The sequence below is a fragment of the Bacillus sp. FSL R5-0709 genome (assembly GCF_038004785.1).
Classification (GTDB): Bacteria; Bacillota; Bacilli; order Bacillales; family Bacillaceae_G; genus Bacillus_A; species Bacillus_A mycoides.
In genome coordinates, this window is record NZ_JBBORT010000001.1 from 2,704,588 (window position 1) to 2,719,793 (window position 15,206).

A 15,206-nucleotide genomic window follows, 5' to 3' on the forward strand; every position below is an offset into this window, starting at 1 on the left:
AGACCAGCAGCTGGAAATATCCAACTGCTGGTCTTGTTTTACTTTTAATACTTTAAATCTATATCATATTCCATCCTCTTCGCTGTTTCTTCAGCAACCCGAGCACCCAACAAATTTCTCACAATGTGAAATGACATATTAATTCCAGCTGAAATTCCTCCAGACGTAATAATATGCCCCTCATCTACAAACTTTACATTCTCTAATACTTCCACATTCGGAAAATCATTTCTAAAACTTTCAATACTTGCCCAATGTGTTGTCGCTTTGAAGCCATCGAGTAATCCAGCTTTCGCAAGTAAAAGCGCACCGGTACAAACAGAAGTCATTAACTTTACTTCTTTCATTTGCTCGCGGATCCAATTTGTTATTATTTCATTTTTCATTTCGTTTTCTCTAACACCTAACCCACCAGGAATAATTAAAATATCAACTGGAGGCAAGTTTTCGATACTATAGTCCGGTTGTACCTTTAATCCATTTCTCGCTGTAATCATTTCTCCATCTTGACTAACAGTATGAACTGTAAATAGTTGACCTTCACTTGTTGCTGTAACGGAAAAAACTTCAAATGGACCCGCAAAATCTAACACTTCCACTTCATTAAAAAGAAAAATCCCTACATTCCAGTGGCTAATCATAAGCTCACTTCCTCTTGCAAATGATGTAATAGGGATTCATACCCTTTTTCTAAAGCAATATCATATGCGGTTTTTCCATCATTTTTCTTAATCATTTTATTAGCACCATTTTCAAGAAGTAATATAATGATTTCTTCATTTCCTAATAACGCCGCTTCATGAAGTCCTGTCCAGCCACCACTTTGCACAGCATTCACATCTGATCCCTTTTCAATTAAGAAAGCTACAAGCTCGCTTTGCTTATTCGCAATTGCTGCTTGAAGAGGTGTATTTTCATTTTCGTTTTTTGCTCTAATATGTATTTCTGCTCCCTGTTCTAAAAGGAAACTTGCAATTTCTTTCTGTCCAAAATAAGCAGCTAAGTGAAGCGGTGTCCATCCATCTTCACTAAATGAGTTAACAACACTTGGATCCGTATTAATGATTTCTACTACCTTTTCTTTTTCCCCTCTTATGACTGCTTGTGATATTGATATGATTTGTTCCATAATGAACCTCCATGTATACAAATGTTAAGTACCCCTTAATAAATTCCATTAATAATCACATGTTCCTTTCTAAATAATTAAGTTTACATAATAATATTATTTTTATAATTCGCTATCCTAATAAAAAAACAACCCACTCTAATGAGTAGATTGTTTTTGAATTTCATTTTTATATTTGTTTAAAAAAATATCATTTTCACTTACAACTAATAAACATTAATAAAAATGAAATGAAATTATATATTTAGCAGCCATGAACTCTTTATATATTCAAAACCGGCTATTTACTTAAATTAATAGTTTTTTATCACTTGAAAATAAAAATGGAATTTATCCTTACATTTGAAAAATACATATATAGCAAGAATCTATAGCAGTACTCTTATCATACTAATCTATAACAATTCTGCCTTCTTCCCTTACCTGTATCCTTTAAAACATAAGACTTTAAAACGAGTGCTGTTAGTGAATCTGTTAATGTTTTATATGATAAATTTGAAAGAGCTAATAGATCGTTCGTATATAACATTCTATGCTTCTCTAATAATAATAGTACTAATCGTTCTGACGGTTTTAATGTTTCATCACTTTCTAGTATAAAATCTATATTTTTCATATCCCTACTTCTTACTCCTTATATAAAAAAATGATTTTAGTAGTTATTTAATATAAAAATACTACACAACAAATTTGAAGATATATCGAAATAACATAACACCCAAACACTTTTATACTATAACATAAAAAAGACATTTCCCCAAATTGAAAATGCCTTTTTATATCTACTTCTCTTTTTTATATAATTGATATGATTGTTCTAGCCCTTTATTATATTTCGTATTATTATCTGTCCATTCTCCTCCTAAGTTTCCTGGCCACCCTGATGTATTAGCAACATATTTAAGCAACTCCCAATCCTGCAGTCCTTTTTTCACACCACGTTCATACGATTTGACCATACTTGAAATTGCTATCGTTGTATTTATACGCGAATCCACTAAACTCTCTTCCGATAATTGCGCTGGTGCTAATCCACCACGATGTAATTGGAATAATCCGAAAGATGTTCCGTTATCCCCTATCGCTTTTCGATCAAATTTTGTTTCATGATCAGCAATAGATAATGGTATCCAATCTGGAATATCATACCTCTTTGCAACTTCACTAATTACTTGTTTATTATTTTTAATCTCTTTCTGCTTTTCATAGTTAATATAAATTACATAACTTAAAGTAACTAACGTAAATAATATGAATATATATTGTAGTGCCTTTTTCATCATTTCATCTCCTGCTTTGTATATGTTTCACTTTCTATATACACTATAAGACTTTTATGTGACATTCATTTGACAAAATGATATTAATTATACATAAGCTGTTACAGTTTTAACTATCAATCTAAAAACTACAATTCTTCTAAAAGACTCCTTCAACACATAAAAACAATCAGCCTTTCATGTATAGTACATGAAAGGCTGATTGTTTTTCACTACACTTTTTTATGTATACAGTATATCCCTGCTATAATAAAACAAAAAAGACCTTTATACGTTAAAGATCTTTTTCATCTTATTTTTGTTACAAAAAACGCCAGAATCTAAAAAAACTTACTTTATGATTTGTATTTTTATATATATAAATTAAAGGTTATAAGGCTACCAGCATCTTCTCGATTAACATTTTTCACATTAAATATTTCTTGCAATATGCGGTTTGCTGTAATGACTTGTTCCACCACCACCCACTACTACTTTTCCGCCTTTTTCGAAGATTAACAATTTACTTGAACCATCTGAAAGAAGTACTATTACTTCAGCATGATCACTTGTCGCTACATAGATTACATAACCACTTTTTGAAATACAAGTTTCCCAATGCTTATCAAATTCTGATCTTACAACTCGATTAGAATACACTTGATTTTCAATTCTTCCTGGCTGTTCATTTTCCAATTTTTTCTTACCTCCTTCCAAAGTTGTCATTTATATATAAATGACGGTTTCTCAATAAATTAGTGACCGTCCTTAATATAAATAGTATATGTAGTTAGTAGGAGAATGCTTGGACAATGAAAACGTAACAGCATTTAAGTATTTTACAATCGGAATTTTTCCTTAATCATTACAGCTACTTCTTTAGCACTCAAATGAGTATTATTAATTTTTATGTACTCTTCTTTTTCAATTTCATCATGAAATGAATTTAATCTATGTTTTTTCATCGTTTCTTTTAAATTTTTTTCAGACCATTCAATGTCTCTTTTTTTCGGTTTATGCTCTAGTCTATGTGGACTTTTATTTCGCTCTAATCTTTCATCTAATTCTGCCTCGAGCTCTACAAAATATACTGCTGCGCCTTTTGATTCAAAAATACTTACTACATGGTTTATGTAATCCCAATCCGATTGAAGATCAAATGCCCATACATATGTAAAAATCATTCCGTATAAATCACTTTTAGACACTTCTTCAAATAGTTCATTACGAAACAAACTTACTAACCGTTGTGCTTCCGCTTTGTACTGTAATCAAAAAACGAGCTAACAAAATCAATCGTCATATGATTATGAAATAGCTTTAAATCAGTTATTTTTTCTAACTCATGCCCGACCGTCATTTTCCCGACTGCTTGCGGGCCAAATATTAAGATGAATTTCATTTGTTTTCCTCCGATTTTTCTCTATAAACAATTAAATAAAACATATCCTAAAATTGAAAATAAGGCAGTCGATGTTGTGTCGATTGCCTTATTTTCATGAATAGTTCCTATATTATTACTTTCGTACAGCTTCAAAAGTAATAATTTGTTCTGCATTTGACGGTTGCTTTTCATAAACATAGTCAGCAGAGCAAGTAATGTCAGTGAAACCTATACTTTCTAAAAGGAGTTTAAACTCTTCTATTCCATACCACCGCATTGCAAAACGTTGTAGTTCAGTTTGTACTAACTGTCCTTTACTCCATTTTTCATATTTTAAATATGATACAGTTACTTGGTTAAGCCAATCTATTTCAATTGATTTATTTTCTAATGTAATTCCGTCCCCGCTTGGTAAGGAAAAAGTCGATGTATGAATCTCACCCGTCTTCCAGTCATATGGAAGCGCAAGATCTACAATTAAACGCCCGCCTAGATTAAGATGTTCATAAAAACATTTCAAAGCGTTTATAGAATCATCACGATTTTCAATTAAACAAAAGGATCCGGTAGGAATTATTATCGCCTCATATTTATATGGTAATGAAAATTGTTGTAAGCTTCCTTGGTATAAATTAGGGTTTAAGCCTCTCTCTTTACAACGCTTACGGCAAGAATCTAGCATTTCAGTTGAATAATCTATCCCATCAACTTTAAATCCAACTTCAAGAAGTGGAATAATGACACGCCCTGATCCTACTGCCGCTTCGAGAATTCTTCCCCCACAATTATTTAAACGTTCTTGGTAATACTCAATATCACCATTTAAAGAATAACCGACAGGTTTTGTAAAATCATATAGTTCTGTACAAAGTGTACTATAAAAACTAAACATTTATTTTCTCCTCCGTTTTATGTGTACGGAAGATTCTAATTTACTTAATCTTTCCGTACCTCAAATTTTAATGAGAATTCGAAAGAGCTGACTGTCATAATTTATCACTCACTTTCCATGTAATATATTTACATTGTATAATATTTCCTCGCGATTGAACATATACAAGTTGAAAATTCCGATTATAAACAAAGAGCTTACTATAGTAAGCTCTTTATCAAAAACTATTTATTTCACAATCGGCAATGTCACTTCGCTCAATTTCACCGTTAGCTTCGTTCCTGCTTTCGGTCTAATTGTATAATCGTAATCACTTGCGATTAAAACGACCCCCATTTGATGCCCTGCTTTAAATACATAATCATCTGGCTGCATGTCCCATGTAAATGTGTAATCTTTACCAGGTTGAATCGCTGTTGAATTTTCTATACTATTTAAGTTTTGCGGATCCATCCAACCTCTCGTTACAATTTCAGGCCTCGCTCCGCCATAATCAACAAGTAAAGCTGTTAAATTTGAAACAGATCGATCAATATTTCCTGTTATTGAAATTTTAGGCGTACCACTTATTCGCATATCTTTTTGCAGTACAGGCATTGTATATACTAATCGATTCGCTATTTCTAACTCAGGGTTTTCTACTAGTTGATTTGACTTTATTTTAGCATCATCTACTAATGAGAAAACATTGTTTACTGATCCCATACTTAATGGTAGATTGACTGCTTTATTACTTAAATACATACGGACTTTTGATGGTACAGCTGCTGGATCTGGCCAATTTTTTATTTTTTGCCACGATTTATTTTCACGTTGTACATCTACCATCGGTTCATCCATAATTCCATTTTCAATTCCATATAACCAATAATCGAACCATTTATTTTGGGTTTGTTGCCAGTTATTACTTGATGTTCCACCATGTCCACCTTGATGTAACCACATTTTACGAGGAACATTATTTTTGCCAAGAGCTTCCCACCACTGTGCGAACTGCTTCGTTTTTACATTCCAATCATTTAAACCGTGAACAACAAACACACTAGCCTTCACATTCTTAACATCTTTTACATAGTTACGTTTATCCCAAAAATCGTTATAATCGCCTGTTTTACGATCTTGTCCAGCTGTTAGTTCTTTAATAATTTGCCCGCAAACTTCAGGGTTCTTTCTTGTTAGTACTGCTTCTGCCATATTATCTGTATCTTCTCCCTGATATCCACCTGGCGCAATAACCGCCCCATTTGCACGATAATAATCATACCAGCTACTAATCGCTGCGATTGGAATAATTGTTTTTAACCCTTCCACTCCTGTCGTTGCGACAGCATTCGGTAACGTACCATTATAAGAAACTCCTGTCATTCCTACATTTCCCGAAGACCAATTTGCATTTACTTCCTTACCATCCTCTGTATATGCTTTTGCACGCCCATTTACCCAATCAATGACAGACTTCGTCCCTAGTATTTCTTGTTCATCTCCGGTTGTCGGACATCCATCTGATTTTCCAGTTCCGATGCTTTCGCCTAAAATAACTGCATATCCTCTTGGAACATAATAATTGCCGTATGAACCAAGATTAACCGCTGCATACGGTTTTCCTTCATACGCATACAATTCTTCATCAACATTATAAACAGGAACATCTTTCAATCCAGATCGATATGGACTCATTTCATATATAACAGGAACTTTTACATTTGATTCTGTCTTTGGACGCATAACTTTAATTGATACTCGATCTTTCTTACCATCTCTATCACTATCGACTTCTGTCTCTACAAATAAATTTTCAATAATTGCTTCATCAAGAGAATAGATTGGTTTTGTCATCCCATTTTCCAATTGAATTTTTGTGTTTGGAGTTAAAGCTTCTGAAATTTGACCATTTAACTTAATATCACTCCCTTTTACAGAGCTCCCTTCTTTATTTTCTGCATGTGCAGTCATACTAGAAACTCCTGAAGTAATTGTTAAAGATAATATAGCTGAAAGTGTTATTGCTAATTTCTTTTTCCTCATGCCCTTCCCTCCCCATATATTCCTTCTTTTACTATACATTAAAATTGCAGAAAATTCAGTTTATATTTTATGGAAAGTTGAGAAATTTGTAAAACATTCGAATCTTTCAAGATAATAGAAAAGGAACTAATAACAATTAGTTCCTTTCTATATACATATAAAATTGTATTTCTCCATCTTCTACCGAAACTCCGTATTCAAAACCATGTCTTTCTAATATACTTTTTACAATCGCTAATCCTAATCCAGTACCTGATTTTTCTTTACTGCGAGAAGATTCTAATACGTAAAAAGGCTCCCAAATTTTATCTACCTCTTTAATTACCTCAGCAGCAATACCATTTTGAATTTGAAAATACACAATGCCATTTTTCTCTTCTAATATGATTTTTATATTTTGATTCGTTGTATATTTTATCGCATTAGAAATTAAATTTTGAAAGACCATTCTCATTTTATTTAAATCAGCATAAACAATCGTGTCACCAACACTATAGTTCACTTGCAACTTGATTTCTTTCGACTCTAGTTCAATCTTATGCTTATCTATTATACTTTGTACTAGTGGTTCAATAGGGAATTCTTCTTTTTGTAAAATATCTCTTTCTAGTTTAGAAAATCGCAATAACTCTTCAATTAAATTTGAAATTTGATCTGTTTGTTTAATGATTGTATCAACATATGTGCCATCATCTAAACCGTCTTTTATTCCCATAGAATATGCTTTTACTAATGCGATTGGTGTTTTTAATTCATGAGTTACATCGCCCATAAATCGTTTTAAGTGGTCATTTCGATCTGTTAAATCTTGATGTGCTTCATGTAATTTATCACTCATAATGTTTATACTATTTGCTAAATCACCTATTTCATCATTTGTTTTAACTTTCGTCCGTTTAAATTTCAGACGTGAAATATCTTCTGCGACATCACTCAATTCATTCAGTGGCGTAGTGATTGTTTTTGAAAAAATCCAGACGAGCACGATAATAAGAAATAGTGAGAATCCCAAAATGTATATATAAAATGAGTTAAGCGTTTTAATTACTTCATTTGAATGTGCGATAGAAACTCCTACTAAAATCAACATATCATCTTTCGCAATGTATTTCGCAAAAAAACTAGATTTTATCTTTTCTTGATCATATATTTTATTCGATTGTCCGAGGTTCTTCACTTTCGTAATTTCTTCTTTTGTAATCCAAAGTTTATTCAATGCAACTCTCTTTTTTGTAAGTTGCATGCGTAATTCTTCATTAATAGCATCTTCTGAACTATTTATTGATGTATAAGCAATCGTAACATTACCTTCATTTTCAATATGATTTATAGCATTATCCAGCTCTTTACGCGGTATTGACTGGATTTGCGCTGTAATGCCTTCTAAGCTTTCGCGTGTTTTGTGCACATTATATTTTGGTAAAAAATAGTTGATTAATAATAAAGAGATGGCAAAAATAAGGATGACTGTTAAAGAGATGCTGAAAAATAACTTTTTACCGAGTTTATTCACACTCTTCCTCCAAACTGTATCCTAAACCGCGATGTGTCTTTATAATATTTTCTCCTATTTTTTTACGTAATCTTCTTACATGCGTATCAACCGTTCGCTCTTCCCCAAAATAATCAAATCCCCAGACGATATCTAACAACTTTTTCCTCGTTAAAATCGTGCCTTTATGATTTAAAAAGCACTTTATTAATTGTAATTCTGTCTTTGTAATGTCTAATTCTTTCTCATTTTTATATACTTTATTTTTGGTGAAATCTATTTTTAAATCTTGAACTTGAATAACATCTTCATGCTGTACAAGCTTTTTCGCTCGCGTAATTAGCACTCCTGGGTGAAATGGTTTTTTCACATACTCATCTGCCCCGCTTTGAAGAGCTGCTAATTCATCTTCACTTTCACTTTTCGCAGTAAGCATTAATACTTTTACACTCGAATTCTTTTTTATTTCCTGACAGACAGTAATACCACTACTTTTCGGCATCATCCAGTCTAAAATAGCTAAGTCAATTTTCTCATCATAAAATATTTGAAGTGCTTCCTCTCCATCTTTTGCTAATAAAACTTCGAAGCCTTCTTTTTCAAAATATGCTTTTAAAATTTTCAGCATATCTTGTTCATCATCCGCGATTAATACTTTCATTACATTTCCTCCATTACTTATAAACAAATATCAATTTTATCATACAACTTCTTTGTTACATCAATGTGACATAAAAATATTTACAACGTTTGAGGGTATAGTAAGTGTGAGGTGTTATTTCATGTTCAAAAAAATAGGAGTCATTACTCTTCTCTTCTTTTTATTATCAACAAATGCGTTCGCAAATACAAATAAACAAATTGAAGTATTTGATTGTAAAAAAGAAATGGTCGTTCAAAAACAATCTTTAGATCCAGCTATTCAAAAAGAAGCTGTTCAATATGCTAAATACATTACTGGCCCGTTCAAAAACTTAAACGTCGTTCCAAAAGATGGTCACATGATAAAAATCCCTTTATCTAAACCAGTTTCTATTACAAATCAATGGTTACATACAACAATTGATGAGGTACTTATTCTTCTCCCGCTTAATGAAAAACCTTATATTATGCTTTACGATGATGAAAATAATCCGCATTTTTATTATGTAAAAGGTGATCCTAAGGGTTTATTGAAACAAATGAATGTTAAGATGTAATTGCATAAGAAAGGTTCCATACTTGAGTATAGAACCTTTCTACAATCTTATCAGGTGACTTGAACCTTTATAATTTCCGATTTTTACAAATCCATTTGCGCTATAAAACTCCTCACCTTGCTTTGTATCCGAATGTAGAACAACAACGTGAAAATACTTTTCCGCATGTCTTAATAGTTTCTTTAATAACAACTTCCCTAATCCGATGCGCCGATAATCCTTTGAAATATAAAATCTCCTCAATCGGCCAATCTTATTAACTTTCGTATACGGATCTTGATTTAATCCCCCGATTCCAATTAACGTATCACCTCGAAAAATGCCATATAAACATTCGCCCGTTTTACTAAATGTATTTCTTTTACTTTCATATTCATTTATTAGTTTTATTAAGAAGTTAAATCCCTCTTTTGTACTTTCTTGAATAAGGTGATTAATCTCATATTTAAACAAATCTTCAATCTGCTTAATTTGTATATCTTCCAGCTTAATCCCCCACTTTCTCTATCCAAATGTATCTTTTTGAAAAATAAAAATGCCCAAAAATATATTATCCTGAGCATTCATTTGAATGTGAACTTATTCATTTTGTTATGTACGTATTCTTCAATTCTGGTAATATCCCCTTCAGTTCCATTAAATCATCAATTACTAAATCAGCATGAGCAAGTTCATCTTCTTGTGCAAAATCAAAATTACATCCAATTGCAATTAGACCATTATCTTTTGCCGCATTAATATCCGATAAACGATCCCCAACTACCGCTGCCTCTTTTATATCATATTTCATCAAAATACTTTTTACTAAGTCACCTTTATTTAGCGAGTGTATTTGTTCAATACTGAATGTTTCCGTAACCCATTGGTCTAAATCATAATAAGATACGATTGCTTGTAAATATTCCGTTAAACCATTACTAGCAATGTAAACAGAACAATTATTTTCTTTTATAAAACTAAAAACTTCCTTTACATTCGGATATAAAGCACCATTTCCGCTCTTTATATTTTCAATTAGTCTTTCTAAAAAATATGCATCTGTTTGTTCCCTTACTTCATTAGAATGATTAGGTAATAAAGCTTCCCAAACTTTAGGTAAAGGTACACCCATAATTTCACGATATTTATCAATTGGTGTTATCGTATTCCATAATTGTAGTGACCGTAAATGATCAAATGTATCATCTAGTGATAACTCTAAAATTTTATCTGTTTGAAATAAAGTTCCATCCATATCGAAAATTAGTGCTTGTAACATGATATTCTCTCCCATTCTTTACTTATGAACTACAATACAGCTTTAATCGAAATATTTTTAAGCATCTCAACAATAATTTCTGAGCAATAATTCGCTGCGGTTTTCGCGAAATCATCATATGAAACTTGCGCTGAATCATCTGCACTGTCAGAAATGCATCTCAAAACAAGAAACGGTATGTCATTTATATAAGAAACATGTCCAATTGCTGCCCCTTCCATTTCTGTACAATGAGGTACATATTCAGTGACTAATTGCTCCTTTAATTTTGAATCCTCGACGAAGCATTCTCCGCTGACGATTCTTCCTTCATGAACAGTAATATTTAAACTACTACTATTAACAGCTTTTCGGGCTAAATCTCTTAATTCCTTGCTTGCATGAAACACTTCTTGAAACGGAAATAGATTCTTCATTTGATTTTTATTAACATCATGATGCGTAACATTTGTAGAAATAACTAGATCACCAATTTTCACATCCGGATGTAATCCACCCGCAATACCTGTATTAATGATAGAATCCACATCAAATTTATTAATTAAAATTTGTGTACATGCGGCAGCATTTACCTTTCCTACACCACATCGCGTAATAATAATTTCTGTATCCATGAAGTTTCCTTTATAAAAAGGTATTCCCGCAATAGTATGTTCCTCTTTAATAAGTAGTTTTTCTAATAGTAAGTCTATTTCGATTTGCATTGCTCCGATAATACCGATTCTGTTCATGTATGTAGTCCCCTTTGTTAATTTGTTCTCCCCCTACATAAGCTGCAAATATTCATCAATATCTTTATTTATTTGTATAAAAGCTTTATTCCAAAATTCATAATTTGTTAGATCAATTTCAAAATGTATTTTCATAAGTTCTTCAACTGGAGCTTTTCCCGTTTCTCGCAAAAATTCTTTATACTTCAAATGAAATTCACTTTTATTTTCTTTCGCTAATTCTAGTAAACTAAAACTTACTAAATACCCAAATGTGTATGGATAATTGTAAAAAGGAACGTCTGCTATATAAAACTGAACGTATTTCATCCAAACAAATGGCTGATATTCTGTTAGTGCATTTCCGTATGCCTTTTCTTGCGCTGCTATAGATGATTTCTCAATTTCATCAGCACTTATAGGACCTTCTTTATTTTTTTCATAAAAACTCTTTTCGAACTGAAACGATGCACGAATTGCCATAACATAATTAAAGCTATTTCTAATTTTCCAGCTAAGCAATGCCTTTTTCATTTCTGTACATTCTGCTGTTTTTATTAAGTGATCTACGAGCACCATCTCAAAGAAAATAGACGCTGATTCTGCTGTACTCATTGGCAGGTAATCATCTAAAAATGAAGTAGATTGTTCCAAACTCATAACATAAAAATGCCAAGCATGTCCTAATTCATGAGCAAGTACTCTTACACTATCAATTGTTCCATCATAACGCATTGAAATACGGGATTCTTTTTCACTGAAAAAAGGAGCACAAAACCCACCTGGTGGTTTATTATCTCTCGGTTCAGCATCTACCCATCCATTTGCTATTGCATTCTGTGCGAACTGTGCCAATTCTTCATCTATATTTTTTAGTGCATCATATATGTTTTTTACTGCTACTGAAAAAGGAATAACAGTCTCATTACTTTCTTTCCATGTCATTAGCTCGTACCATGTAATTGAATTCTTTCCTTTTTTATAACCGTTTAACGCAATTACTAGCTTCGTAAGATTTTGTTCCGTTGCATTCCACATTTGGGATAATGCAGTTTCAGAGATGCCATTTGCTTGTAGTGATTGTTTTAAAATCTCTGTCCCTTCCATTTCATCACTTTTAGCATGACGTAATCTTCCTATTTGATTCAATACAGTAGCGAAGATATCTTTTTCCTTATTCAAAGCATTTGTAAGAGAATCAAATACTATTAATCTTTCATTATGATCATCACTATTCATCGCAACGTAATTTGCTTGTCCAAATGATAAAGTCTCTTTATCGTGTATTACTTCTATTTTATTTCTTAATTGTGTATACATATCTTCCCAAGCTTTTAATTCATTTTCTATTAGTTTAATACTTGAATGATTTGTATTAACACTTTGTCCCTTACTAGATTCTATTAATAGTTGAACTTCTTTCTTTAATTGATTTACTTTTACACTTAGTAAAGTATTTTCAGGATGCTTCTCATCTTCAGCAGCACGGCAATATAAGTAATACTCTGCTTTTTCGATAGCCTCTATAAGTTGTGAAAGGATTACTGAGTCTTTTGTTGCTTTATATTCAATTTTTAATCTTTCTATCGTTTCTATAGAAAACGTGAAGTTTTGTTCTTGAGGATATAGCCTGTCCAAATCCCATTGAGATTGGGCTTGTATTATTTTATTCATTTTGCACCCTTCTTTTTTTACAAATAGTTACAAAAATCTACTCTTTTCACTATTATATATGAACTATCAAAATTTTAATATCTTGAAATGTTCAAACTTATATGAATGTAATTTGATATTTCATTTTCTATTTCTTCCTATACGAAATTCTTATTTTGTGATTCCTTCCCATACAGAACCATTAATGCGTGGGAACCTCTTTTAATTAATAATCTGAGAAAACATATTACTGAAAACCTGTTTTAATCCATTTTATTTTCAGCTGAAATTTTAAAGTACTTCGCAGATAATTTATAAGAGCGATTTTCATTATAAAAGTTACCTAACTCATAGGATAATTCAGCAACTAAGCGATGTTGCTTTTTTTCTACTCCCACGTCAATTGCTTTTTGTATATTTTTCTCATATTCATAATAATCTCCACGTATTTTGAATATTTTAGCTTTCAAACCATATAGTTGGACATGTGCAATTGGTACATCATAAATCGATATAAAATGAAATGCTTCATCCATAACTTTATTAACATTTTTCCAATCTTTAAGTTCTATGTACACCTCTATCATATTTCGTAATGCATACACCTTTTGATCTTTCTCCGATAAAAATTCACTTAACTCCAAAGTTTCTTCATAGTATTTAATGGCATTCGTATAGTCTTTCAAACCTTGATAAATTTTCCCGTAATCATAAGAAATGATAGGTAAATACTTTGAATCACCATTAGTAGCTAAACTATTTTCTACCTGCTGTAAAATTTCAAGTGCCTTGTCATATAACTCATCCATAATATACAATACGGCAAGCATTAAAAGTGCATTTATTACGTTTTTCTGCATACCGTTTTTTCTGTATATATTGAAAGCTTTTAAGGCATACAAACGACTAATACTTTTATCTTTATAAAGCTCCTTATATACATGACATAAATTATAGTATATATGAGCATGTTGTTCAGTTTCTTCTACTCCAAGTAAACTCTCAGCCTGTACATAAATATCATGCGCAGCAATGTAGTCTTGTTTATTATAAAAATAATAACCTCGAGATTTTAAATAATAAATATAATCTTCAGGATCTTGCATTTCGACCTGACTTGGTATCATTTGCGAAGCTTGATCTACAAGCGACTTCACATATAACAAGTTTTTTTGTCGGGCATGATAGTATATAAGTACACCATATACCTTTAATAATAAAGGGATTGAATCCACTTCACGCACATATAATTCTAATGAGGATAATTCAGCTTTAGTTATACTTTTATCTTTTTTATATTTATTACATATTTCAAGAATAGTAAGCTTTATCTCCTCGTGATTACCTTCTATGAGATAATCACCATCAACATCCAGCTTCTTAGAAACTTTCTTTAAAAAAGAAGATGATGGTTTGATTTTCCCACTCTCAATTCTACTTAAATAGGTTACTGAGCATATTTCTGATACGAGCTCCCCCTGTGTTAATCCTTTATGCATACGAACTTGCCGAATACGTTCCCCAATTTCCATCTCTCTACTCTCCCTATTTAACCATTTCATGCTTTTTACTAATTAAGTCATTATGTATTTCTTAATCTTTCATACTAAATAAACTTTATAATTTCACAAATGTAAAAAAATGTATCACCCATTTTAATTTTACATTCATATTATGATTATTTCTAGATACTTTGTTAAATTTAATGGTTAAAATTTGGTTTTTTTGTCCATTTTTTTCATGCAATTTTACTACTTGTTATTAACAAAGACAGCGTCATATACTTGAATTACGATAAACTTAATGAAAAGATTTAACGACATGTAAACTATCCATCTTAAATTAGATCGTATGGTTAATTACATTTACCTAGTACATGAAAGACATCTATTGTATATCAAAATAAATTAATTAAGCTTAATAGATGAATTATCAATATCACTTCCTAGTAATTAGTTTGTCGAATTATTTAGTAAACTCGAAAGGATGATAAACATGATTGTAAGACTTAAAGATGAATCCGCACGAAAAATAGTAAGATATGTTGGAGGCGCTGCTTTACTTTTAATAATCGCTTCTTTCCTTTATCAGTGGAAAAATGACTTAGTAATTGATCAAACTGAAAGAGTCAGCTTTGGACTAGTTATCATTACTTTCCTATCTACCTTCTTACCTTTTAAAGAGAAAGTGAAGAAATAATTACAT

The 15,206-nt window shown here is 31.5% G+C and carries 16 protein-coding genes and 1 pseudogene; 2 read left to right on the forward strand and 15 right to left on the reverse strand.

Annotated features, from left to right (window positions below; genetic code table 11):
- Positions 1–44: 44 nt before the first annotated feature.
- The 10 genes and pseudogenes from MKX37_RS13815 to MKX37_RS13860 all read right to left on the reverse strand — a co-directional run bounded on the left by MKX37_RS13815 (position 45) and on the right by MKX37_RS13860 (position 8,842).
- The gene (locus MKX37_RS13815; protein WP_002168209.1) at positions 45–641 is read right to left on the reverse strand and encodes a DJ-1/PfpI family protein; all 597 of its coding nucleotides are present in this window, start codon (positions 639–641) and stop codon (positions 45–47) included.
- Positions 638–1,129 carry an ankyrin repeat domain-containing protein gene (locus MKX37_RS13820; protein ID WP_002127784.1) on the reverse strand — a complete coding sequence of 164 codons (492 nt, stop codon included), beginning with the start codon at positions 1,127–1,129 and terminating at the stop codon, positions 638–640. Before MKX37_RS13820 ends, MKX37_RS13815 begins: the two co-directional genes overlap by 4 nt.
- A gap of 385 nt (positions 1,130–1,514) precedes the next feature.
- On the reverse strand, positions 1,515–1,745 hold the full coding sequence (locus MKX37_RS13825; protein ID WP_000789035.1) for a hypothetical protein: 231 nt from the start codon (positions 1,743–1,745) through the stop codon (positions 1,515–1,517).
- Between the two features lie 166 nt (positions 1,746–1,911).
- Entirely contained in the window at positions 1,912–2,412 is a 501-nt protein-coding gene (locus MKX37_RS13830; protein WP_002012946.1) for an invasion protein, read from the reverse strand.
- 408 nt (positions 2,413–2,820) lie between these two features.
- Entirely contained in the window at positions 2,821–3,084 is a 264-nt protein-coding gene (locus MKX37_RS13835) for a hypothetical protein (RefSeq protein WP_002127785.1), read from the reverse strand.
- A 143-nt stretch (positions 3,085–3,227) separates the two neighbouring features.
- A pseudogene (locus MKX37_RS13840) lies at positions 3,228–3,790 on the reverse strand (AAA family ATPase).
- A 115-nt stretch (positions 3,791–3,905) separates the two neighbouring features.
- A complete protein-coding gene (locus MKX37_RS13845; RefSeq protein ID WP_078422489.1) occupies positions 3,906–4,664 on the reverse strand; it encodes a class I SAM-dependent methyltransferase in 759 nt (252 codons plus the stop codon).
- A gap of 228 nt (positions 4,665–4,892) precedes the next feature.
- A complete protein-coding gene (locus MKX37_RS13850; protein ID WP_002127788.1) occupies positions 4,893–6,689 on the reverse strand; it encodes a Xaa-Pro dipeptidyl-peptidase in 1,797 nt (598 codons plus the stop codon).
- 136 nt (positions 6,690–6,825) lie between these two features.
- The gene (locus MKX37_RS13855; protein ID WP_002127789.1) at positions 6,826–8,202 is read right to left on the reverse strand and encodes a sensor histidine kinase; all 1,377 of its coding nucleotides are present in this window, start codon (positions 8,200–8,202) and stop codon (positions 6,826–6,828) included.
- Positions 8,195–8,842: a response regulator transcription factor gene (locus MKX37_RS13860; protein WP_000865958.1), complete on the reverse strand. Its 648-nt coding sequence runs from the start codon at positions 8,840–8,842 to the stop codon at positions 8,195–8,197. Before MKX37_RS13860 ends, MKX37_RS13855 begins: the two co-directional genes overlap by 8 nt.
- A 121-nt stretch (positions 8,843–8,963) precedes the next feature.
- Here MKX37_RS13860 and MKX37_RS13865 point away from each other — a divergent pair, with 121 nt between their 5' ends.
- On the forward strand, positions 8,964–9,380 hold the full coding sequence (locus tag MKX37_RS13865; protein ID WP_002012934.1) for a hypothetical protein: 417 nt from the start codon (positions 8,964–8,966) through the stop codon (positions 9,378–9,380).
- Positions 9,381–9,419: 39 nt separating this feature from the next.
- On the opposite strand, the gene MKX37_RS13870 is transcribed toward MKX37_RS13865, so the two are convergent.
- From MKX37_RS13870 to MKX37_RS13890, 5 genes are all read right to left on the reverse strand, one after another.
- Positions 9,420–9,833, reverse strand: coding sequence for a GNAT family N-acetyltransferase (locus tag MKX37_RS13870; protein WP_002012933.1), 414 nt, complete (start codon positions 9,831–9,833; stop codon positions 9,420–9,422).
- Between the two features lie 130 nt (positions 9,834–9,963).
- Complete coding sequence (locus tag MKX37_RS13875) at positions 9,964–10,638, reverse strand: HAD family hydrolase (protein ID WP_016120368.1); 675 nt, start codon at positions 10,636–10,638, stop codon at positions 9,964–9,966.
- A 29-nt stretch (positions 10,639–10,667) separates the two neighbouring features.
- Positions 10,668–11,369: a 5'-methylthioadenosine/adenosylhomocysteine nucleosidase gene (locus MKX37_RS13880; protein WP_002127791.1), complete on the reverse strand. Its 702-nt coding sequence runs from the start codon at positions 11,367–11,369 to the stop codon at positions 10,668–10,670.
- A 33-nt stretch (positions 11,370–11,402) separates the two neighbouring features.
- Positions 11,403–13,022, reverse strand: a complete 1,620-nt coding sequence (locus MKX37_RS13885; RefSeq protein ID WP_078422490.1) for a M3 family metallopeptidase — start codon at positions 13,020–13,022, stop codon at positions 11,403–11,405.
- Between the two features lie 242 nt (positions 13,023–13,264).
- Entirely contained in the window at positions 13,265–14,533 is a 1,269-nt protein-coding gene (locus tag MKX37_RS13890) for a helix-turn-helix domain-containing protein (RefSeq protein WP_002127794.1), read from the reverse strand.
- Positions 14,534–14,996: 463 nt separating this feature from the next.
- Here MKX37_RS13890 and MKX37_RS13895 point away from each other — a divergent pair, with 463 nt between their 5' ends.
- A complete protein-coding gene (locus tag MKX37_RS13895; RefSeq protein WP_002127795.1) occupies positions 14,997–15,200 on the forward strand; it encodes a hypothetical protein in 204 nt (67 codons plus the stop codon).
- Positions 15,201–15,206 lie beyond the last annotated feature (6 nt).

Coding starts and splice junctions, on each gene's coding strand:
- MKX37_RS13815 (WP_002168209.1), bottom strand. CDS start 641: ATGATTAGCCACTGGAATGTAGGGATTTTTCTTTTTAATGAAGTGGAA.
- MKX37_RS13820 (WP_002127784.1), bottom strand. CDS start 1,129: ATGGAACAAATCATATCAATATCACAAGCAGTCATAAGAGGGGAAAAA.
- MKX37_RS13825 (WP_000789035.1), bottom strand. CDS start 1,745: ATGAAAAATATAGATTTTATACTAGAAAGTGATGAAACATTAAAACCG.
- MKX37_RS13830 (WP_002012946.1), bottom strand. CDS start 2,412: ATGATGAAAAAGGCACTACAATATATATTCATATTATTTACGTTAGTT.
- MKX37_RS13845 (WP_078422489.1), bottom strand. CDS start 4,664: ATGTTTAGTTTTTATAGTACACTTTGTACAGAACTATATGATTTTACA.
- MKX37_RS13850 (WP_002127788.1), bottom strand. CDS start 6,689: ATGAGGAAAAAGAAATTAGCAATAACACTTTCAGCTATATTATCTTTA.
- MKX37_RS13860 (WP_000865958.1), bottom strand. CDS start 8,842: ATGAAAGTATTAATCGCGGATGATGAACAAGATATGCTGAAAATTTTA.
- MKX37_RS13865 (WP_002012934.1), top strand. CDS start 8,964: ATGTTCAAAAAAATAGGAGTCATTACTCTTCTCTTCTTTTTATTATCA.
- MKX37_RS13875 (WP_016120368.1), bottom strand. CDS start 10,638: ATGTTACAAGCACTAATTTTCGATATGGATGGAACTTTATTTCAAACA.
- MKX37_RS13880 (WP_002127791.1), bottom strand. CDS start 11,369: ATGAACAGAATCGGTATTATCGGAGCAATGCAAATCGAAATAGACTTA.
- MKX37_RS13885 (WP_078422490.1), bottom strand. CDS start 13,022: ATGAATAAAATAATACAAGCCCAATCTCAATGGGATTTGGACAGGCTA.
- MKX37_RS13890 (WP_002127794.1), bottom strand. CDS start 14,533: ATGGAAATTGGGGAACGTATTCGGCAAGTTCGTATGCATAAAGGATTA.
- MKX37_RS13895 (WP_002127795.1), top strand. CDS start 14,997: ATGATTGTAAGACTTAAAGATGAATCCGCACGAAAAATAGTAAGATAT.